The 19,985-nt window shown below is 28.8% G+C and carries 20 protein-coding genes and 1 riboswitch; of the genes, 18 read left to right on the top strand and 2 right to left on the bottom strand.

Annotation, left to right across the window (positions count from 1 at the left end; all coding sequences use genetic code 11):
* The 3 genes from OW763_RS15960 to OW763_RS15950 all read left to right on the top strand — a co-directional run.
* Positions 1 to 275 (top strand): electron transfer flavoprotein subunit alpha/FixB family protein (locus OW763_RS15960; RefSeq protein ID WP_268042489.1); only part of this gene is annotated, 275 nt, incomplete at its 5' end.
* Positions 276 to 730: 455 nt separating this feature from the next.
* The gene (locus OW763_RS15955) at positions 731 to 2,278 is read left to right on the top strand and encodes an acyl CoA:acetate/3-ketoacid CoA transferase (protein ID WP_272507524.1); all 1,548 of its coding nucleotides are present in this window, start codon (positions 731 to 733) and stop codon (positions 2,276 to 2,278) included.
* 111 nt (positions 2,279 to 2,389) lie between these two features.
* Positions 2,390 to 3,769, top strand: coding sequence for a GntP family permease (locus tag OW763_RS15950; RefSeq protein ID WP_268042487.1), 1,380 nt, complete (start codon positions 2,390 to 2,392; stop codon positions 3,767 to 3,769).
* An 87-nt stretch (positions 3,770 to 3,856) separates the two neighbouring features.
* Here OW763_RS15950 and OW763_RS15945 read toward each other — a convergent pair whose 3' ends face one another.
* On the bottom strand, positions 3,857 to 4,339 hold the full coding sequence (locus OW763_RS15945) for a DUF4883 family protein (RefSeq protein ID WP_268042485.1): 483 nt from the start codon (positions 4,337 to 4,339) through the stop codon (positions 3,857 to 3,859).
* A gap of 155 nt (positions 4,340 to 4,494) precedes the next feature.
* Here OW763_RS15945 and OW763_RS15940 point away from each other — a divergent pair, with 155 nt between their 5' ends.
* The 11 genes from OW763_RS15940 to OW763_RS15890 all read left to right on the top strand — a co-directional run bounded on the left by OW763_RS15940 (position 4,495) and on the right by OW763_RS15890 (position 15,545).
* Positions 4,495 to 5,301 carry an N-acetylmuramoyl-L-alanine amidase gene (locus tag OW763_RS15940; protein WP_268042483.1) on the top strand — a complete coding sequence of 269 codons (807 nt, stop codon included), beginning with the start codon at positions 4,495 to 4,497 and terminating at the stop codon, positions 5,299 to 5,301.
* Positions 5,302 to 5,369: 68 nt separating this feature from the next.
* A riboswitch (TPP riboswitch) is annotated at positions 5,370 to 5,477 on the top strand.
* Between the two features lie 117 nt (positions 5,478 to 5,594).
* Positions 5,595 to 6,908 carry a phosphomethylpyrimidine synthase ThiC gene (gene thiC, locus OW763_RS15935; RefSeq protein WP_268042481.1) on the top strand — a complete coding sequence of 438 codons (1,314 nt, stop codon included), beginning with the start codon at positions 5,595 to 5,597 and terminating at the stop codon, positions 6,906 to 6,908.
* Entirely contained in the window at positions 6,909 to 8,273 is a 1,365-nt protein-coding gene (gene purF, locus OW763_RS15930; RefSeq protein WP_268042479.1) for an amidophosphoribosyltransferase, read from the top strand.
* Positions 8,274 to 8,288: 15 nt separating this feature from the next.
* Complete coding sequence (thiM, locus tag OW763_RS15925) at positions 8,289 to 9,092, top strand: hydroxyethylthiazole kinase (RefSeq protein ID WP_268042491.1); 804 nt, start codon at positions 8,289 to 8,291, stop codon at positions 9,090 to 9,092.
* The gene (gene thiE / locus OW763_RS15920; RefSeq protein ID WP_268042477.1) at positions 9,083 to 9,712 is read left to right on the top strand and encodes a thiamine phosphate synthase; all 630 of its coding nucleotides are present in this window, start codon (positions 9,083 to 9,085) and stop codon (positions 9,710 to 9,712) included. Before thiM ends, thiE begins: the two co-directional genes overlap by 10 nt.
* 157 nt (positions 9,713 to 9,869) lie before the next feature.
* The gene (locus OW763_RS15915; RefSeq protein WP_268042475.1) at positions 9,870 to 10,085 is read left to right on the top strand and encodes a hypothetical protein; all 216 of its coding nucleotides are present in this window, start codon (positions 9,870 to 9,872) and stop codon (positions 10,083 to 10,085) included.
* A 249-nt stretch (positions 10,086 to 10,334) separates the two neighbouring features.
* Entirely contained in the window at positions 10,335 to 11,009 is a 675-nt protein-coding gene (locus OW763_RS15910; protein WP_268042473.1) for a response regulator transcription factor, read from the top strand.
* The gene (locus OW763_RS15905; protein WP_268042471.1) at positions 11,006 to 12,043 is read left to right on the top strand and encodes a sensor histidine kinase; all 1,038 of its coding nucleotides are present in this window, start codon (positions 11,006 to 11,008) and stop codon (positions 12,041 to 12,043) included. Before OW763_RS15910 ends, OW763_RS15905 begins: the two co-directional genes overlap by 4 nt.
* A 209-nt stretch (positions 12,044 to 12,252) precedes the next feature.
* Entirely contained in the window at positions 12,253 to 12,756 is a 504-nt protein-coding gene (locus tag OW763_RS15900) for a transglycosylase SLT domain-containing protein (RefSeq protein WP_268042469.1), read from the top strand.
* Positions 12,757 to 12,838: 82 nt separating this feature from the next.
* Positions 12,839 to 13,606: an ABC transporter ATP-binding protein gene (locus tag OW763_RS15895; RefSeq protein WP_268042467.1), complete on the top strand. Its 768-nt coding sequence runs from the start codon at positions 12,839 to 12,841 to the stop codon at positions 13,604 to 13,606.
* Positions 13,593 to 15,545 (top strand): FtsX-like permease family protein, encoded by a 1,953-nt coding sequence (locus tag OW763_RS15890; protein ID WP_268042465.1) that lies wholly within the window; start codon positions 13,593 to 13,595, stop codon positions 15,543 to 15,545. The genes OW763_RS15895 and OW763_RS15890 overlap by 14 nt, the downstream gene beginning before the upstream one ends.
* 80 nt (positions 15,546 to 15,625) lie before the next feature.
* Here the strand turns inward: OW763_RS15890 and brnQ are convergent, their stop codons facing one another.
* Complete coding sequence (gene brnQ, locus OW763_RS15885; RefSeq protein ID WP_268042463.1) at positions 15,626 to 16,945, bottom strand: branched-chain amino acid transport system II carrier protein; 1,320 nt, start codon at positions 16,943 to 16,945, stop codon at positions 15,626 to 15,628.
* Positions 16,946 to 17,088: 143 nt separating this feature from the next.
* Between brnQ and OW763_RS16945 the strand changes: the two genes are divergently transcribed.
* The 4 genes from OW763_RS16945 to OW763_RS15865 all read left to right on the top strand — a co-directional run bounded on the left by OW763_RS16945 (position 17,089) and on the right by OW763_RS15865 (position 19,837).
* Positions 17,089 to 18,309 carry a DNA polymerase Y family protein gene (locus tag OW763_RS16945; protein ID WP_268042461.1) on the top strand — a complete coding sequence of 407 codons (1,221 nt, stop codon included), beginning with the start codon at positions 17,089 to 17,091 and terminating at the stop codon, positions 18,307 to 18,309.
* Between the two features lie 121 nt (positions 18,310 to 18,430).
* Complete coding sequence (locus OW763_RS15875; protein ID WP_268042459.1) at positions 18,431 to 18,586, top strand: hypothetical protein; 156 nt, start codon at positions 18,431 to 18,433, stop codon at positions 18,584 to 18,586.
* Between the two features lie 14 nt (positions 18,587 to 18,600).
* Positions 18,601 to 18,741, top strand: coding sequence for a hypothetical protein (locus OW763_RS15870; protein WP_268042457.1), 141 nt, complete (start codon positions 18,601 to 18,603; stop codon positions 18,739 to 18,741).
* Between the two features lie 157 nt (positions 18,742 to 18,898).
* The gene (locus OW763_RS15865; RefSeq protein ID WP_268042455.1) at positions 18,899 to 19,837 is read left to right on the top strand and encodes a sugar-binding transcriptional regulator; all 939 of its coding nucleotides are present in this window, start codon (positions 18,899 to 18,901) and stop codon (positions 19,835 to 19,837) included.
* Positions 19,838 to 19,985 lie beyond the last annotated feature (148 nt).

The following is a 19,985-nucleotide window of genomic DNA, read 5'->3' as shown; positions in this document are numbered from 1 at the left end:
TAGTAGCAGGATCAAGAGCAGCTACAGATAACGACTGGATAGACCATGCATTACAAATAGGTCAAACAGGAAAAACTGTAAGACCAAAATTATACATTGCATGCGGAATCTCAGGAGCAATCCAACATTTAGCAGGAATGCAAGATAGTGACTACATAATCGCTATAAATAAAGACGAAGATGCAGCAATAATGCATGTTGCAGATTTAGGATTAGTAGGAGACTTAAGCAAAATAGTTCCAGAATTAACAGCTCAAATTAAGGATATGCAATAATAACAATTAAAAATCAATATACTAATAAGCATAAATTTATAAACTAAACTTAAAAAACTTCTTAAGAATTTTTAAATTCTTAAGAAGTTTTTTTATAAATAATGTTAAATGTTATACAAAAAATAAATATTTTATCTATATAATCAAAAATAATAGAAAATATAATTTAAAATATGCATAAAAAATATACATGTATAAAAAATACACATTTTTTCTAAGCGCATAATAAGGCGGAATATGACAAAAAATAAAATTAAGTGTAAAAAAAATATACACTTGACATATTTGATATTCTGTATTTTAAAATATTTAATTAGATTTAAAAATAAAAAATACATATATATCAATGGCTTGCGAGAATAATCTGAATAATTATAATATACTGAAAAATGGAACGGTAATTGCTTATATTAATATTGAAGTTAAAAATATTTTGCTGAAAGGAGGAGACTGATATGATATCAAAAATAAAAACTGTTGGAGAAGCTGTTGCAATGATTAAAGATGGAGACACTGTGGCTATTGGAGGTTTTATTGGTGCGGCACATGCAGAAAAAATTACTTCAGAAATCGAAAGAAAATTTTTAAATGAAGGAATACCTAGGAAGTTGACGTTGGTCTATGCAGCAGGACAAGGAGATGCTAAAGAAAGAGGGTTAAACCACCTGGGACATGAAGAATTAGTTGCAAAAGTAATAGGTGGACATTGGGGACTTGCTCCTAAACTTCAAAAGTTAGCGCTGGAAAATAAAATAGAAGCATATAACCTTCCACAGGGAACAATTAGTCATTTGTTCAGAGATATTGCAGCTAATAAAATTGGAACTATTACTCATGTAGGATTAAAAACTTTTGTAGATCCAAGAGTTGAAGGTGGAAAATTAAATGATATTACAAAAGAAGATATTGTTAAAGTAGTTAATATTGAAGGACAAGAAAGACTTTTATACAAGGCATTCCCAATAAATGTTGCTGTTATTAGGGGAACTTATGCAGATGAAAAGGGTAATATATCTATGCAAAAAGAAGTAGCTACATTAGAAACAATTTCATTAGCTCAAGCTGCTAAAAATTCAGGTGGAATTGTTATAGTTCAGGTTCAAAAAATAGTTGATACTGGAAGTCTAGATCCAAGGCTAGTTAAAGTTCCAGGAATATATGTGGATGCGGTAGTAGTAGCAGATGATAAAACTAGTATGCAAACTTTTGGAGAAGCATATAATCCAGCATATTGTGGAGAAGCAAGAGTATCGCTAAGCAGTATTGAAAAAATATCTCTAAATGAAAGAAAGATAATAGCAAGAAGAGCAGCTATGGAGCTTCCCAAAAATGCAGCAGTAAACTTAGGAATAGGTGTTCCAGAAGTTGTTGCAATGGTTGCAAATGAGGAAGGAATAGGAGATACAATGACTTTGACGGTAGAGGCTGGGCCTATAGGTGGAGTGCCAGCAGGTGGATTAAGCTTTGGGGCAGCAACAAATGCTGAGGCTATAATAGATCAAACATACCAATTTGATTTCTATGATGGCGGTGGATTAGATGTAGCTTTCTTAGGCTTGGCTCAATGTGACAAGAAAGGAAACATAAATGTAAGTAAATTTGGACCAAAGATAGCTGGATGCGGTGGATTTATAAATATTACTCAAAATGCTAAAAAAACAGTATACTGTGGAACATTTACAGCAGGTGGGTTGAAAATCGCTGCTAAAAATGGAAAATTAGTTATAAAACAAGAGGGGAAAGTTAAAAAATTCATACCACAAGTTGAACAAATTACATTTAGTGGTGAGTATGCACAAGAAATTGAACAACCGGTATTATATATAACAGAAAGAGCTGTATTTGAGCTTAGAAAAGAAGGATTAGTTCTTACTGAAATTGCTCCAGGTATTGAGCTAGAAAAAGATATATTAGCTCAGATGGATTTTAAACCAATAATTGATGAAGAACTTAAATTAATGGATGAAAGAATTTTTCAAGAAGAATTAATGGGATTGAAATAATAAAAATATAATAATTTGTAAACATTAGATAAGAAAGAAAATTTACAATCAAATCGATATTTTATAAAAAATATTAGGTTCAAAGATCAAAAATAGAGAGGAGAAAAGTTTATGGTGGGAGTTATTGGAGTTATTTTATCTCTTGGTTTATTGATGTATCTTGCGTATAGAGGTATAAGCGTACTTATTCTTGCACCAATTTTGGCATTGTTTGCAGCTTTTATGAGTGAGGGGATGAGTGCTCACCTAATGGCAACGTATACAGAAGTGTTTATGAAAAACTTTGCTGGATATGCTAAAGCATATTTCCCTGTATTTTTATTAGGTGCAGTTTTTGGTAAGCTCATGGATGATTCAGGAGCGGCAAAATCTATCGCTAATGCAATAGCAAATAAGTTAGGAAAAGATAAAGCAATAATAGCAGTTGTATTATCATGTGCAGTATTAACATATGGTGGAGTATCATTATTTGTTGTTGCTTTTGCAGTATTTCCAATAGCAACACAATTATATAGAGAAGCTAATATACCAAAGAGACTAATACCAGGATCTATAGCATTAGGTTCGTTTACATTTACAATGACAGCATTTCCTGGAACGCCACAAATACAAAATGCAATTCCAATGCCATACTTTGGAACAGATGCATATGCAGCGCCTATATTAGGTATTGCTGGTGGTATGGTAATGGCAATTGGTGGAATAACTTGGTTAACATATAGAGCTAAAAAAGCAGCAGCAGCAGGAGAAGGCTATGGAGAACATCTAGAGGAAGTTACAAGTGGTATAGATGTTAAAGAACTTCCAAATTTTTGGTTATCATTAACTCCAATAATTATAGTTTTAGTACTCAACTATATTTTAGGAAGGGTGTACTATCCTGGGATAGATGGATCATATTTAAAAGATTTTGGAACAGAGTTATCAAAGGTTAAGGGTATTTGGAGTTTAATTATTTCATTAGTTGTAGCAATAATATTTACTTTAGTTGCAAATAAGAAAAGATTGAAAGATGCTAAAAAGTCAGTTAATCAGGGTGCTATTGGATCACTTTTAGCAATTACTAATACATGTTCAGAGGTTGGATACGGAAATGTTATTAAATCTTTAGCGGCATTTGGAATAATCCAATCATTTATACTTGGAGTATCAAGTAATCCATTGATTTCAGAAGCAATATCAGTTAATGTACTTGCAGGTGTAACAGGTTCAGCATCAGGTGGTATGAGTATAGCACTTGCTGCATTAGGACAGCAGTATTTAGAAATGGCTAATCAAGCTGGAATAAATCCTCAAGTACTTCACAGAATAGCAACATTGGCATGTGGCGGATTTGACTCATTACCACATAACGGAGCAGTTATAACATTGCTAGGAATCTGTGGATTAACACATAAAGAATCTTATGCTGATATTGGTATGTGTTCAGTTGTAATTCCATTATGTGCACTTATAGTTGCATTAATTTTAGCAAGTGTGGGATTGGTTTAATATTTATTATAGCTTATTAAAGAAGAGCAGAAAAGCTCTTCTTTTTTGATTATAACATTTTTTAAATACATTGAGTTTAGGGGGGTTCTAATCAAAATTTGGTTCTTTTGAAAAAACATATATACTTAGTCCATATAAATTATACCTTTTAGGAATAGTGGTAGTGCTTATACAATCCACAGGGAAATCACCATCCCATGGATGAATTGAGACATAATCAGTTGAATATACATTAATTATATATTTTTCTTTAGTTTCAGGAAAAGTAAAAAAATATCTATATTTAGCTTTTTCTTTAATAGAGACAGGTTTTGTTATAAAATTAGATTTTTTAAGTTCACTTAAAAAATTTTTAATTGTTTGGATATCATCAGAAGATAGAGATTCTGTTTTATAAAAATTAGTATCTAAAATTTTTGCTTCGCATTTAGAACATATGGTAAGATTTTTGGCGAGTAGATTTGTATAGTAGTAATTTGAAGGCTTTTTTCTATTTAAATATAGTTTTCCACTTATAAAAATGGAAGCTATTAGTATTAGTATTAGTATTATTAAGCTACCTTTTTTCAATTCATTGTCACCCCATTTTATTTGCTATATAAATAAAAATATGTTTTAAAGTAAAGCTTTATTACAGAGTGTATTACAAATTTTCTATAAAATGCATATATTGAAAGTGAGTTTAATTTATTAGTAATAGAAGGTAGTTTATTGGAGGGGTATATATGAAAATATTTATAGATCCAGGACATGGTGGAAGAGATCCAGGTGCAGTTGATAATGGACTCTATGAAAAATATTTAACACTAGATATATCTTTAAAACAAAAAAAATTATTTGAAAAACTAGGTCATCAGGTTAAGCTGTCAAGAAATACAGATAAATATATAAGTTTAAGTGAGAGAACTAGAGAAGCAAATAGATGGGGAGCAGATATATTTATCTCAAATCATATAAATGCTGGGGGAGGAAATGGAACAGAAGTTTGGCATTCAATTAATGGTGGCAAAGGTAAGCAGTATGCTACAAATATAGAGAAAAATTTAAGTAAAATATTTAAATCAAGAGGAATAAAAAGTAGGAGAGGCAGATACGGAGACTATCTATATGTTATAAGGGCAACTAATATGCCAGCAGTATTAAATGAATTTGGTTTTATTGATAATATTTCAGATGCAAAAAAATTAAAAAGAGAAGATATAAAGCAAAAATGTGCGGAAGCAGTGGTTTATGGTATATTAGGACAACGAATTCCTAATGATGAACAAACTATTTCTAAAGTAGTTCCAAAAGTAGCTCCCAAAGTAGCTCCAAACTTACAGAGGCTTTTAAGATATAGTTTGCCTATGTTGAGAGGAGAAGATGTAAAGCTTTTACAAAAAAAATTAAATCAATTAGGCTTTAATACAGGTGTTGCAGACGGTGTTTTTGGAAGAAAAACTGAAAGTGCTGTTAAAGAGTATCAAAAGGATAACCGTTTAGTTATAGATGGAATAGTTGGAGAAAATACTTGGGGAAGGTTGGTAAGCTAGAAAATTTTATTTATTGTAAAATAATAAAAGGTGTGATATAATTTCCCTTGAAAAGGTAAGTGAAAATTTAATATTGCTAGGGGAGCCTATGTAAGAGGCTGAGAAAGAACTGTTAGTTCTGACCCTCATAACCTGATTTAGATAATTCTAACGTAGGAAAGCCTTTATAAAGTGATTTGAACACAGTTTTTATAAAGCTGTGTTTTTGTTTTTTATAGAAGTAATATGAGGGAAGCAGTTATGCTTCTCTTTTTTATTTCACAAAATAAGAGTATTAAGGGGAGAGATGTAAAATGAATTATACAACACAAATGGATGCTGCAAGAAAAGGAATAGTAACAAGAGAAATGGAAATAGTAGCTAAAAAAGAAGGAATTAAAGTTGAAAAGCTAATGAGGTTAGTAGCTAGAGGAGAAGTAGCTATACCAGCTAATAAAAACCATAAGAATATAGAACCAGAAGGAGTAGGTAATGGACTTAGAACTAAAATAAATGTTAATTTAGGAATTTCTAAGGATTGTAATGATGTAGAAAAAGAGCTTGAAAAGGTTAAAGTTGCCGTAGAAATGAAAGCAGAAGCTATAATGGATTTAAGTTGTTATGGTAAAACTCAAGAATTCAGACAAAAATTAATAGGTATGTCTCCTGCAATGATTGGAACAGTTCCTATGTATGATGCAGTTGGTTTTTATGATAAAGAATTAAAAGAATTGACTGCTGAAGAACTTTTAAAGGTTATAGAAACACATGCAAAGGATGGAGTAGACTTTATGACTATCCATGCTGGTATAAATAAGGAAACTGCTGAGGTGTTCAAAAGAAATCCAAGACTTACTAATTTAGTATCAAGAGGTGGAGCATTAATGTTTGCTTGGATGCAGTTGAATGGTAAAGAAAATCCATTCTATGAACATTTTGATAAAGTATTAGATATATGTGAAAAATATGATGTAACTATAAGCTTAGGAGATGCTTGTCGTCCAGGTTCAATTGCAGATTCTACTGATCCATCTCAAATTAAAGAACTTATGACATTAGGCGAACTTACAAAAAAAGCTTGGGAAAGAAATGTACAAGTTATAATAGAAGGACCAGGACATATGGCATTAAACGAAATAAAAGCAAATATGATGCTTGAAAAAAAATTATGTTATGGAGCGCCTTTCTATGTATTAGGACCTATAGTTACAGATATAGCACCAGGATATGACCATATAACAAGTGCTATAGGAGGAGCTATTGCAGCATCAACTGGTGCAGACTTCTTGTGTTATGTAACTCCAGCAGAACATTTAAGACTTCCTGATTTAAACGATATGAAGGAAGGAATAATAGCAACTAAAATAGCTGCTCATGCTGCTGATATAGCAAAAGGGGTAAAAGGAGCAAGAAAATGGGATAATGAAATGAGCGATGCAAGAAAAAATCTTGATTGGAATAAAATGATTGAACTTGCTATTGATCCAGAAAAAGCAAAAAAATATAGAGAAAATTCAAGACCAGAAGATGAAAAAACGTGCACAATGTGCGGCAAAATGTGTGCTGTTAGAAATATGAACAAAGTAATGAGTGGAAAGAATTTAAATGTTTTAAGAGATGATGAGTAAATGAAGGATATTGACAAATTTGAGGAAGAATGTGGAGTGTTTGGTGTATTTTCAAAAGAAGAAATAGATATATCACATTTAACATATTATGGACTTTTTGCACTTCAGCATAGAGGACAGGAAAGTGCAGGAATAGCAATTTCAAATAAAAAAAAGTTAAGTTGTTATAAAAACATGGGGCTTGTTGCAGATGTGTTTGATGAAAAAATTTTAAGTAGCATGAAAGGAAATTCTGCTATAGGACATGTAAGATATTCTACTACAGGAGATAGCAATGTTATTAATGCACAACCTATTTTATGCGACTTTAAATTAGGAAAAATTGCAATAGCTCATAATGGGAATTTGTTGAATATAAGCAAACTAAAGGAGTTTTTAAAAGACAAAGGTACAGCTTTTCAAACAACTACTGATTCAGAGATTATTTTAAATCTTATAGCAAGGCAGGCAGATAAAAGTATTGAGGATGCTGTGATTAGTGCTATTAAAGTGATAAAAGGATCTTATGCACTAGCTATATTAACTGAAGATAAGCTTATAGGGGTAAGAGATCCAAATGGAATAAGACCTTTGTGTATAGGAAAAATAAATGAAAGTTATATAATTTGTTCTGAAAGTTGTGCTTTGAATTCAGTAGGAGCAAAATTTGTAAGAGATGTAATGCCAGGTGAAATGGTTGTTATAGATAATGAGGGAATTAAATCTATATATTATTCAAAAAATAAAAAATGTGCTGTATGTGCTTTTGAATATATTTATTTTGCTAGAGAAGATAGTATTATAGATGGCATAGATGTTTACTTAGCTAGAAGTTTAGCGGGTAAACATCTTTATAAAGAAACTCCTGTAGAAGGAGATGTTGTAATAGGAGTGCCGGATTCAGGAATACCTGCGGCAATAGGGTATTCTAAAGCTTCTGGTATTCCATACCAATTAGGATTTATAAAGAATAGATACATAGGAAGAACTTTTATAGTTCCTTCTCAAAAAATCAGAGAGAAAAGTGTCTCAATAAAATTAAACCCAATTAAAAGGAATATTGCAGGGAAAAGAGTTATTGTAGTAGATGATTCTTTAGTGAGAGGTACTACTAGCAGACAAATAGTTAAATCCTTAAGGAAATGTGGAGCAAGGGAAGTACATTTTAGAGTTGCTTCTCCAATGGTAAAACACTGTTGTGAATTAGGAATTGATATTTTTAATAAGAAAGAAATTGTAGGTTCTTCTATGAAAATTGATGAGATAAAAAAATTTATTGGAGCAGATAGTTTAGGATATTTAAGCATAGATGGATTATTAAAAGTATTTGAAAAAAATGAAGGCTTTTGTTTGGGGTGCTTTAATGGAAACTATCCTGTTAAATAGGTAAAAGAAAAGGGGATTAATATGATAAAAAAAGTTGCAAAGGTTTTAAGTAAAGTAAGGGAAAAAACTCCATTGATTGATGCAATCACTAATAGTGTAACTATTAATGACTGTGCTAATATATTATTAGCTTATGGTGCTTCTCCAGCCATGGTAGAAGCTTATGATGAAATTTATGATTTTGCTAAAATATCTTCTTCGATATATATAAATGTAGGAACACTTACAAAGGAGCAGGAGCAGTCTATTATGATGGCTGTTTTATCAGCTAAAAACAATAATGTACCTGTAGTACTAGATCCAGTAGGGTGCGGAGCTATTAAAAAGAAAGTTGACGTTATAAATAGAATTGCAGAAATAGGAAAAATTGATATTATAAAAGGAAATGTAGGTGAAATAAAATCTTTAGCAGGTTTTGAATCAAAATCAAGAGGAGTAGATTCTATTGATGATGGAACTGATGCAAAAGAGGCTGCAATAGTTCTTGCTAAAAAATATAACTGTGTTGTAGCAGCTACAGGAATTTATGATATAATTACAGATGGTGAAAGAACGGCAGTAATTGAAAATGGTACAGAAATGCTTACATTAATTACTGGTGCTGGATGTATGGTTGGTGCTTTAACAGCAGCAACTGCTGGGGTAGAGGAAGATAAATTTATTGCGGCAGTTACAGCTATATTATCTATGAATATAGCAGGAGAAAATGCTGCTAAGATAGTAAAGGTGCCAGGAAGCTTTAAAGTTAAATTAATAGATGAGATATATTTATTAAACGAAGAAAAGCTGGAGGAAGAGGGTAAAATCAAATGGAATTAGATTATAGTTTATATTTAGTTACAGATAGAAGTTTTTTGAATGGAAGAAGTTTGAAAGAGTGTGTGGAAGAGGCTATAAAAGGTGGAGCTACTTTGGTTCAAGTTAGAGAAAAAGATATTTCAACAAGGAAATTCTATAATGTTGCATTAGAAATAAAGGAAGTAACTGCAAAATACAATGTTCCTTTAATAATAAATGATAGACTAGATATAGCATTAGCTGTGGATGCTGAAGGTGTTCATTTAGGACAAAAAGATATGTCTATAAAACTTGCAAGAAAAATTTTAGGTGAAGATAAGATAATAGGAATATCTGCTGGAAATATACAGGAAGCTTTAGAGGCTGAAAGAGATGGAGCAGATTATGTAGGATTGGGTACAGTGTTTTTTACTGGAACTAAAAAAGATATAGATACTCCAATAGGAACTGAAGGACTTAGAGAAATCGTAGAAGAAATAAAAATACCTTCTGTAGCTATTGGAGGTATAAATGAAAACAATACTGAAGAAGTTATGAAAACAGGAGTAAATGGTATTTCTGTTATATCTGCTATTTTGAATAAAGATAATATAAAAGAAGCTTCAGACAATCTATTTAATATTATTAAAGCAGGTAGATAGAAAATATACATAATTAAAAAATTACAAAACTGGCATTACGTATTTTAAATTTTTATATTGTATAATTTCATAGAATATAAGTGTCTGTACCTCATTAAACACTTGCGTTATTTTTATCATATATTTATATTAGGAACACATTAAAAAGGGTATGACGGTGAGTGTTTCTAAAGAGGTGATAAAAATCAAACCACCTAAAAATTTAAAATTTGAATGTATTTTAACTGTTTCCATCATAGTAGTTTTGGCGTTTTCAATTTGTTTATTTAAAGATAACATTGACATTGTGAAAGCAATTTTAGTGTCACTAACTAACTCGTTAGTGTATATTATAACAAAATATTTTGAAGGAAAAAATAAGGATAAAGAATAGATTGTTTTTTACTTAAAAGCTATAAATATAATGGACAAGCATTATATTTATGGCTTATTTTTTAGCTTCTTATACAGCATAAAAATTAAATTCTATTTATGTAGTTATTATAAAGTAAATATTATATAATAAAGTTAAAAATTTTAATTATATAAATTAGAGAGAAAATTGCATAACTAAAATTTATACAGAGCTATGTGAGTTTTAAATTATGCAGATTCCTCAATTATAAAAATAAGGGGTGCTCAAATGTTTAAGATAATGATAGTTGAAGATGATCATAAAATAAGAGAAATTATGCTTGAAAATATTAAAAAATGGGGTTTTGATGGATTATATATTGAAGATTTTAATGAAGTTTTTAATGTTTTCTTAAAATATGAGCCACATTTGGTTTTAATGGATATAAATCTTCCGTCCTTTGATGGCTTTCATTGGTGCAATAAAATAAGGGCGTTATCTAAAGTACCTATTGTTTTCATATCTTCAAGAGATACAAATATGGATATTATTATGGCTATGAATATGGGAGGCGATGATTTCGTACAAAAGCCTTTTTCGATAGAAGTACTTATGGCTAAAGTAAATGCAATTTTAAGAAGAACATATTCTTATTCAAATGTTGAGACGGATGTTATTGAGCATGATGGAGCTGTGTTAAATTTAAAAGATTCTAATCTTATTTATAATGAGAAAAAATTAGAACTTACTAAAAATGAGTTTAAAATCATTTATCTCCTTATGAAAAATAGTGGTAAAGTTGTAAGTAGAGATAAAATAATGAGAAGTCTTTGGGAAGATGAAAGTTTTGTAGATGACAATACGTTAACAGTAAATATTAATAGATTAAGAAAAAAATTAGCTGGTATTGGTTTAAGTGAATTTATTGAAACTAAGAAAGGGCAGGGATATATAATTATATGAAGGTAAAAGAATATATAATAGATAAAAGATATTTGCTTATATTTTATTTGATTTTAATGAGTTTTATATCAGCAGTAATATATTTAGATTCAACTGTAAAAGTTAGTATGAATAACATAGTGTATATAAACGTTGTGTCTTTTGTTTTCTTATGCATTTATTTATCTATTGAGTATATGTTTCGAAAAAGATATTATGAAACAATTAAATTAATTATAAAAGATCAAAAAGAAAATATAATTAATAGTTTACCAGAGCCAAAATTTTATGAGCAAAATTTATATAATAAGCTTCTTGAAAATATATATGAAGAACAAAATATAAAAATTGAAAAATTATATGAAGATAAAAGAGATAATCTGGAATTTATTACTTCTTGGGTTCATGAGGTTAAAACACCTATTGCTGTAAGTAGATTAATTATTGAAAACAGTATAGATAAACCTAAAGAAGTGATATTAGATAGTTTGGAAGATGAGATAGATAAAATCGATAATTATGTTGAACAGACTCTTTACTATTCGAGAACAGATGCTTTTTCTAAGGATTATTTTATTAAGGAAGTAGATTTAGAAAAACTGATAAAGGAAATTATAAAAAAACATGCTAAGATGTTTATAAATAAAAGAATAGGTATAGATATAAAAGACATGTCTTTAACTACAACTACTGATAAAAAATGGCTTATATTTATAATTAATCAGGTTTTATCAAATTCATTAAAATATACAGCTCAAGGTGGAAGAATAAAGATCATTGGAGAAAAAGATAAAAAGGAAAAAAGGCTTGTTATTGAAGATGATGGTATGGGAATAAAGCAAGAAGATATAGGAAGAGTTTTTAATAAAGGTTTTACTGGATCTAATGGAAGAGAAAATTATAAATCTACTGGAATGGGATTATATTTAGCAAAAAAGCTTGCAAGAAAATTAGGGCATAATATAACAATAGAATCTACTTATGGAGAATACACAAGAGTTGTAATACATTTTCCTAAACTGATAGATTATTTTAATGTTGCAAACAATACTTGAAAAATTTATGAATATAAAATTAGAGGCTACAGTTTTAAATAAACTGAGCCTTTTTTTATCTAATATTACAAAAATGTAAGTTTGTAACTTTAAATTGTAAGTTTAAACGATGGTTAAGTATGTAAAAAGATATTATAATCACTATTGTAAAACAAATCAAACCAGTTTAATAAAAAATAATAATTTAATTTAGATGGAGGAAAGGAAAAATGAAACAATTAATTGGCATTTTAGCAGTAATATTAATTATTTTGGCAGTAGGAACATCTGAAATAAAAAATATACTTTTCCCATTAAAATTTAAAGCTGATATAATAAAATTTTCAAAAAAATATGGTATAGATCCATATCTACTAACAGCAATTATTAATATAGAAAGTGGATTTACAGAAGTATGTTATAGAAAAGGTAAAAAAAGTGGGATTATGCAGATTAGAGAAGAAACAGCTGAACGATGGATAAAAGAAATGAAAATGAAAAATTTTAAAGTTAAAGATTTAGGTAGTCCATCAATTAGTATAAAGATAGGGGCTTGGTATTTAGGACAATTAAAAAATAAAAATAATGACATGTATTCAATTCTTGAGGGGTGGGTTAATCGACATGCTCAAGATGGATACATGTATACTCAAGATATTAAAAAAAGATATTTAAATAAAATCAAATTAAATTTAAATATGTATAAAGTTATTTACATAGGAATGCTAAGGTAAGAACTAAATAAACATAGAGTCAAGCAAAAATATTTATAAAGATAATTGTAAAAAATAAAACAAAATATAGGAGGAAATATAGATGAATAATGTTTTAGTAGCAAAAAGTGTAAGAAAGATATATGGTTCAAGAGGAAATGTTTATACTGCACTTCATGATATAGATCTTGAAATAAAAGAAGGGGAATTCGTTGGAATAATGGGTCCTTCTGGTGCGGGAAAGACTACACTTTTAAATATGATATCAACCATAGATAGACCAACAGGAGGAACTATAGCTATAGATGGGGATGATATAGTAAAAATGAATGAGGATAAGTTGTCTTCTTTCAGAAGAAATAAGCTTGGTTTTATATTTCAGGACTTTAATTTGCTTGATACATTGACGGTTAAAGAAAATATTGTACTTCCACTAGCTCTTTCAAAGGTTAATCATAAACAAATAGAAAAGAGAGTAAATGAAATATCAGATATTTTAGGAATAAGTGATATATTAGTAAAATATCCATATGAAATTTCAGGAGGACAAAAGCAGAGAACAGCAGCAGCTAGAGCTATTATTAGTAAACCTAAATTAATATTGGCAGATGAACCTACTGGTGCTTTAGATTCTAAGTCATCTACAGAACTTTTGCAGTGCATGAGTGATTTGAACCAAAATAATAAAGCTACAATAATGATGGTAACTCATGATGCTTTTGCTGCAAGTTATTGTAAAAGGATTTTATTTATAAAGGATGGTAAGTTGTTTACTGAACTTGTTAGAGGAGGATCCCGTAAAGAGTTTTTCCAAAAGATTTTGGATGTATTAAGAACTCTTGGTGGAGGCGATAATAATGAACTTATTTAATATAGCAGCTAGAAATGTAAAAAGGAATTTTTATAATTATTTTGTATATTTTGTTTCTATGATATTTAGTATAATGATTTATTTTACTTTTGTATCAATACAATATAATGAACAGGTTTTACAATTAGCACAAGTTAAAGAAAGAATAGGCAGTGGATTTAAAGCAGCATCTATAGTAATTGCCATATTTGCAGCTATATTTATTTGGTATTCAAATTCTTTTTTTACTAAAAAAAGAAAAAAAGAAATAGGATTGTATTCTTTATTGGGTGTTAAAAAGAAACAGATAGGAAGAATGCTGTTTTATGAAAATATAGTGATGGGAATATTAGCACTTGGTGCAGGAATTATATTAGGAACATTATTATCAAAAGTATTTGTAATGCTTTTAGTTAAGCTTATGGGATTTTCTTTGCCAATAAAATTCACAATAATACCTAAAGCTATAATTAATACATTTATTACTTTCTTTATATTGTTTTTTATTACTTCTGTTCATGGTTATACTATAATTTATAGATTTAAGCTTATAGATCTTTTTAAGGCAGAAAAATCAGGAGAAAAAGAACCCAAAACATCAGTTGTTGCCGCAGTATTTTCAGTTATATTAATAGTGGGAGGATATACATTATATTTAAAGGCCTTTGAATTAAAGTTAAATTTTTTATATGTTATTTTAGCGACTTTAATACTTGTAGTAATAGGAACGTATATATTCTTTTCTTATTTTACAGTGTTTGTGATTAAAATGGCAAAGAAAAATAAAAAGAAATATTATAACGGAATTAATATGATTGGTACATCACAACTTTTATATAGAATAAAGAGTAGTGCAAGAACTTTAGCAACAATAGCTGTACTTAGTGCAACAACATTAACTGCTATGGGTATAGCTACCAGTCAATATTATGATTTTTACACAAAGCAGGAAGCACGTTATCCTTTTTCATATGTTATTAAAATGAACAATGATAATTTAGCTAAAAAAGTTGAAGCTGTTATGGACAAATATCCTAAAAACAAAGTAGTTAATTCTATTGATATTGAATTTCTTAATTTAGAATGTAAAATACCTAATGTTTCTAAATTAAGAAAAGATGTTGAGTATAGAAAAGTTAGTACGTATATTATTTCAGAGAGACAGTATAATGAGATAGCAAAAGTAAGAGGAATTAAAGATAAGATTAGTCTTAACACTTCTAATGAATGTGTATTGTTTGACGAATGGTATATGGGAAAATTTGATGAGAGCTATAAAGATAAAACTGTAGAAATTGATACAAATAATGAAAATCAAAAATTTAAGATTGTAGACTTTAAACCATATTCATTAACTAATCGCTATATGACATTTGAAACATTAGTTGTAAAAGATGAAATATATGATAAATATTATAATGACAGCAAAATTTATAAAGTAAAAGCTTATATTAATGATAATAAAAAAGATGCTGAAGAATTAACAAAAGAATTAAGAAATTTAGTTTCTAAGGAATATTTAGAAGATGAAGAGTTGTTTGGAAAATTTTCATCATATTATGATAGTTATAAAGGTAATTTAATTGAATCTGGATTAATTATATTTGTAGCAGGATTCTTGGGATTAGTGTTCTTAATGGCAACAGGAAGCATAATATTCTTCAAACAATTATCAGAAGCAAATGATGATAAGGAAAGATATATACTGTTAAAGAAAATAGGAGTTAATAAGAAAGAAATTAAAGTATCTATTTCTAAACAAATTTTCTTTGTATTTATTACTCCACTTATTTTAGGAATAGTACACAGTTGTGTAGCGGTATCGATTATAGGAGATGCGTTGAATTTAAATTTAACTGTGCCTATTGGAATTAGTGTAGGAGCATATACATTAATATACATGATATATTATATGCTTACTGTCAATGCTTACAGTAAAATTGTAAATTCAAATTTATAAAATATTTAATAAAAAAGCTTATGTTCAAACTAAAATGTCTTTGGAAAGAGTACATTTTAAATAAAACATAAGCTTTTTTATTATGCTATTTTTTGGTGATCTGTGCGATTTCCTTTATTATTACTATTATTATTTAAAATCACATATGAGAGTATGAAAGTAATTAAACAAGGAACTATCCATACAAAGCCAATATTATATAGAGGAATTAAACTTAAAAATTCATGTATTACTTTACTATTAATTACTGATGAATTTATAGTATCTAAAAGAGAAATAAATAAAGCTACATAAACAGTATAAGCAATAATTTTATTATTTCTTATTAAGCTTTGAATTAATGATGTAAGTATTAAAATTATTACTACAGGATAAAGTACTTGTAAAATTGGAGCAGCATAAGCTACTATGCTATCGACACCATTAATTGCGATTAGTATACTTACTAAGGTTATTATAAATACATTTAGTTTATAGGATACTTTACCTTTGGAGAGCTTTGTAAAAAACTCAGCTCCTGTTGCTGTAAGTCCAATTGAAGTAGTTAAACAAGCAAGACCTACTGAAACACCTAACGCTACAGCGCCAAATTTTCCAAGAATACTTTTAGAAATCGCCATAATTAGTCCAGTTTTTGTAATACTGGTTCCATACATAGCAGCAGTTTGTGAACCTAAATATAAAAGCCCACCATATATAAAGCTTAGACCTATAACGGCTATTATACTAGCTTTTGTTGTAACAGATATTATTTCACTATCTTTTTTATACCCTTTTGCTTTAACAGAAGTTATTATAATAGATGCGAAAATTACAGAAGCCATAGCATCCATTGTTTGATAGCCTTCTAGTAATGAATTAGAAAACACATTACTGTAGTTTGTATCAATTATTGGACCAATAGGAATGAATATTCCTTTAATTACAATAAGAGATAACATTATTAAAAGAATAGGAGTTAGAAATTTTCCTATATTATCTATTATTGAAGTTGGTTTTAGAACAAAGCAAAGGTTTATGAAAAAGTATATTAAAGTTGCTACAAGAGGAGTTACCGAAGGAAATATAGGTTGTATACTTAACTCAAAAGTTGTAGCAGCAGTTCGTGGTATTGCTAACATAGGACCGATTGCTAATATAAGAGCAGTAGTTGCAATTATTGCAAAAGGTTTACTGACCTTGCCTGCCATATTTTCAAAACTACCTCCACTTTTTACACAAGCTAAAATACCCATCAAAGGAAGTCCAACTCCAGTGATTACAAAGCCAATAGAAGATAGAAAATAATCAGATCCTACGGTTCTTCCTAGTGAAGGTGGAAAGATTAGATTACCTGCCCCAAAAAACATTGCAAATAAAGCAAATCCTATTACCGCAAAATCATTTTTTTTATTAGTCATAAAAATCCTCCTTATAAGTTGCCCCAATATGATGATACATGAATTTACATAATTCATCAATTGAAAATTTTTAGAAACTTGTCAAACGAACTAATGTTTGTATATAATATAATTATATATTAATGGTAAAGGAATGAATAAAAGTGCAGGAGTCAAAAAATAGAATTATTTTTCATATAGATACAAATTCAGCTTTTTTATCATGGGAAGCTGTAGAAAGATTGAAAAGTGGTAAAAGAGAAGATTTAAGAAATATACCTTCTATAATAGGAGGTGATATGGAAAGCAGACATGGAGTAGTTTTAGCAAAATCTATTCCAGCTAAAAAATATAATATAAAAACAGGAGAACCAATTATTAGAGCTCTAGAAAAATGTCCTGACTTAAAAATTGTTTCTCCTAATTTTAAAGTATACATAAAATATAGTACACAATTAATGGAACTTTTAAAAAAATTTTCACCGAGTGTTCAAAAATATTCTATTGATGAGTGTTTTTTAGAATATACAGGAATGGAAAAAATATATGGAGAACCATTAAATATGGCACACAAAATAAAAGATAAGATAAAAAGGGAATTAGGTTTTACGGTTAATGTAGGAGTAGGGAATAATAAACTTTTAGCTAAAATGGCTTCGGATTTTAAGAAACCAGATTACGTTCATACCCTTTTTGAAGATGAAATAAAGTTTAAGATGTGGTCTCTTCCAATTGAGAATCTGTTTATGGTTGGAAAAGCTACTGCTGAGAAGTTAAGACAATTAAATATTAATAATATAGGAGACTTAGCAAAATACGATTTAGAGATAATTAAGTATAAATTTAAAAAACATGGAGTACTTATATGGGAGTATGCAAATGGAATAGACGAATCAACTGTAGAACAAAATCGTTATGAAAAAATAAAAGGAATAGGGAATTCTATGACAATTCCATCTGATGTTAAAGATAGAAAAACAGCATATAATATTTTAGCATCTTTAGTTGAAACGGTTGCTATGAGATTGAGGGATTCCAAAAGTTTATGCAGTTCCGTTTCAGTTAGTATAAAAAATAATTTATTTCAAAAGTATTCACATCAAAAAAAACTATCTTATTCTACTAATTCAACAGAAAGAATTCTCAAAATTTCTAAAGATTTATTTGATGAAATGTGGAAAGGTGATCACATAAGACTTTTAGGTATTAGAGTGGGGCATTTATGTAGTGATAGAACAGCGCAGGTTTCATTCTTTGATAATGATGGTATTGAAAAATCAATGATACTAGATAAAACAATTGATGATTTAAAAACCAAATATGGAAAAAATTCAATTATAAGACCATCAATATTAAGCTTAGATAAAAATAAAAAGATAAAATAATGGTTAAGATATTACTATAAGAATATTGTGACGTAATATTCTTATAGTTGACGTGCCCATCAGCTAGCTGATATGGGCAGTTGACAAGCTAATGATGTTTTGATATACAGGAGGAGTTAAGATGGCTAAGAAGAAAGCAAAAAAAGGAAATAATAGTGAAGCAGAAAAAAGGCATAGAGAATTAAGTAAAGTTAATATGGAAGCTGCTGCAGAATTTCAGCCTCAGGATAAAAAAAGACAAACTGGTCAAGGTAATCCTAAAAATCAAAAGAAATAATGGAGGAAAGTAATATGGATAAAAAAGCTAGTAGCAAGAAAAAATCTAAAAATAAATCAAAGGAAAAATTTCAAAGAGAAGCTCAAAAAGTAAATGAGGAATTAGGCGTAGAATTATCACCAGAGCATAAAAGAAGAGAGTCAGGAATAAAGTAGCAAAACAAAATAAATATCCCCATGATTTTATTTTAAATCATGGGGATATTTTATATCAAATACATTGTGTTTTCAAAGCAAAAAAAGTATAATAAAAGCATACAAATGTAACTAAAATGAGAAAATGTAACATTAATATAAAAGAAAGGAAAAAGCTATGAGTACTGAAAATAAAAGAACATTAATAAAAATTGCACACTACTATTATAATTTAGGAATGACACAGGAACAGATAGCTAAAAAACTTTCTATGTCAAGACAAAAAATAAATAGACTTATTAGCAGTCTTATACAGGAAGGAATTGTTACTATAACCATTAATGGTTATGAAAATAGCTTTGTTGAGTTAGAAGATAAGCTTGAGCAAAAATTTAATTTAAAAGATGTTATAATAACATCTACTGAAGAAAAAGAAGATTTAACATATAAACTCGGTAAGGCAGCAGCATTCTACTTGGAAAGTGTAGCAACTAATAACTGTATAATAGGTACATCTTGGGGAACAACATTATCAGAAACTGCAAATAATTTATCTAAAATTAAGAAGAATGATATTTCTGTTGTTCAGCTGGTTGGTGGGATAAACTCAAAGGATATTTCACTAAAAAGTGATGAAATAACAAGAAATTTAGCAAATACATTTAATGGTAAATCTTATCTTATGTATGCTCCATCATTGGTAAAAAGCAAAGAGACACGAGATATATTTATGAATGAACAGAGTATAAAAAATACTTTTAGAATTATAGAAAAATGTGATATAGCATTAGTGGGAATAGGAGATTTAAGTAAAACGTCTACTGTATATAAACAGAATTATTTAAGTGAAGAAGAAATAGAAGAAGTTAAAAATTCAAAATGTATAGGTGATATATGTTTAAGAATGTATGATGTTGAAGGTAATAGTGTGTCAACAAATTTGGATGACAGAATAATTGGTGTTAGTATGGATGTGTTAAATAAAATACCTTTAGTTATAGCAGTGGCAGGAGGAAAAGACAAAACAAAAGCTATTTTAGGAGCTCTTAGAGGTAGCTTGATTGATGTTTTAATTACTGATAATATTACTGCTGAAAATATTTTAAAGTATATTTAAAAAGCCTTAGTAGGGCTTTTTTTATGAAAATTTGTACAAAACTATAAAATTAATTATAGCAACTAAAAGTAAATTGAATAAATTTTTAATAATTAAATTTATTTTGCATAAAGTTATAGTTTAAGTAATATTAATTAATGATAGTAAA

The sequence above is a fragment of the Clostridium aestuarii genome (assembly GCF_026735135.1).
Classification (GTDB): domain Bacteria; phylum Bacillota; class Clostridia; order Clostridiales; family Clostridiaceae; genus Clostridium_H; species Clostridium_H aestuarii.
This window is presented reverse-complemented; position numbering and strand designations above follow the sequence as displayed.

Excerpts from the sequence above, each read along its gene's own strand:
- OW763_RS15950 (WP_268042487.1), top strand. The coding sequence starts at position 2,390 with ATGGTGGGAGTTATTGGAGTTATTTTATCTCTTGGTTTATTGATGTAT.
- brnQ (WP_268042463.1), bottom strand. The coding sequence starts at position 16,945 with ATGACTAATAAAAAAAATGATTTTGCGGTAATAGGATTTGCTTTATTT.
- OW763_RS15895 (WP_268042467.1), top strand. The coding sequence starts at position 12,839 with ATGAATAATGTTTTAGTAGCAAAAAGTGTAAGAAAGATATATGGTTCA.
- OW763_RS15870 (WP_268042457.1), top strand. The coding sequence starts at position 18,601 with ATGGATAAAAAAGCTAGTAGCAAGAAAAAATCTAAAAATAAATCAAAG.
- OW763_RS15865 (WP_268042455.1), top strand. The coding sequence starts at position 18,899 with ATGAGTACTGAAAATAAAAGAACATTAATAAAAATTGCACACTACTAT.
- OW763_RS15875 (WP_268042459.1), top strand. The coding sequence starts at position 18,431 with ATGGCTAAGAAGAAAGCAAAAAAAGGAAATAATAGTGAAGCAGAAAAA.
- OW763_RS15910 (WP_268042473.1), top strand. The coding sequence starts at position 10,335 with ATGTTTAAGATAATGATAGTTGAAGATGATCATAAAATAAGAGAAATT.
- thiE (WP_268042477.1), top strand. The coding sequence starts at position 9,083 with ATGGAATTAGATTATAGTTTATATTTAGTTACAGATAGAAGTTTTTTG.
- purF (WP_268042479.1), top strand. The coding sequence starts at position 6,909 with ATGAAGGATATTGACAAATTTGAGGAAGAATGTGGAGTGTTTGGTGTA.
- OW763_RS15955 (WP_272507524.1), top strand. The coding sequence starts at position 731 with ATGATATCAAAAATAAAAACTGTTGGAGAAGCTGTTGCAATGATTAAA.
- OW763_RS15940 (WP_268042483.1), top strand. The coding sequence starts at position 4,495 with ATGAAAATATTTATAGATCCAGGACATGGTGGAAGAGATCCAGGTGCA.
- OW763_RS15905 (WP_268042471.1), top strand. The coding sequence starts at position 11,006 with ATGAAGGTAAAAGAATATATAATAGATAAAAGATATTTGCTTATATTT.
- OW763_RS15890 (WP_268042465.1), top strand. The coding sequence starts at position 13,593 with ATGAACTTATTTAATATAGCAGCTAGAAATGTAAAAAGGAATTTTTAT.
- thiC (WP_268042481.1), top strand. The coding sequence starts at position 5,595 with ATGAATTATACAACACAAATGGATGCTGCAAGAAAAGGAATAGTAACA.
- OW763_RS15900 (WP_268042469.1), top strand. The coding sequence starts at position 12,253 with ATGAAACAATTAATTGGCATTTTAGCAGTAATATTAATTATTTTGGCA.